The sequence below is a fragment of the Pseudomonas cichorii genome, assembly GCF_019719005.1.
Lineage (GTDB): Bacteria > Pseudomonadota > Gammaproteobacteria > Pseudomonadales > Pseudomonadaceae > Aquipseudomonas > Aquipseudomonas cichorii_E.
Window position 1 is genome coordinate 1 of the sequence record NZ_JAIGPJ010000103.1, and the last position, 710, is coordinate 710.

At 62.7% G+C, this 710-nt stretch carries 1 pseudogene; it reads left to right on the forward strand.

From position 1 onward, the window contains the following. A pseudogene (locus K5D32_RS25785) lies at positions 1-710 on the forward strand (filamentous hemagglutinin); the annotation flags it as partial.

The following is a 710-nucleotide window of genomic DNA, read 5'->3' on the forward strand; positions in this document are numbered from 1 at the left end:
GCCGGGCAGGTTTCGACCGCCACTCGCCAACTGGCTGACGTGGTCCGTCAGAACTCGGGCTTGAGCGCCAACGCTTCAGCCTTTGACTCCAGCGCCCCGGTCGATTCAGCAACCCGTCTGCAGCTCACTGGTCATAGCGCCGGGTCCACAGGTCTGACGCAGGTTGCCGACGTGACCCAGGTTCAGGGCCAGAACGGCACCGTTCCCTTGCCCGGTCAGGGGGCGACAACCGTTCCCGTCATTACCCCTGTGGCTTCCAGCAACACCACGGCTCAGAACGGCACGACCACGCCGACGGTTGCGCCGATCAGCCAGGTCGCCCGGGTCCAGGCCTTACCCGGTAATACAGCGCCGCCGAATCCACATAAATACCTGATCGAAACCAACCCGGTCCTGACCGACCTGCGTCAGTTCATGAGTTCGGACTACCTGCTGGCCGGGCTGGGCTACGACCCGGAAGCCAGTGCCAAACGTCTCGGTGATGGCCTGTACGAACAGCGTCTCGTCCAGCAAGCCATCGTGGCCCGTACCGGTCAGGCATTCCTGGCCGGGCAGACCTCCAACGAGGCCCAACTCAAATACCTGATGAACAACGCCATCGCCAGCAAGGAGCAACTGAACCTGGCGATCGGGGTGACATTGAGTCCACCCCAAGTGGCGGCCCTGACCCACGACATCGTGTGGCTCGAAGAACATGAGGTCAATGGCGA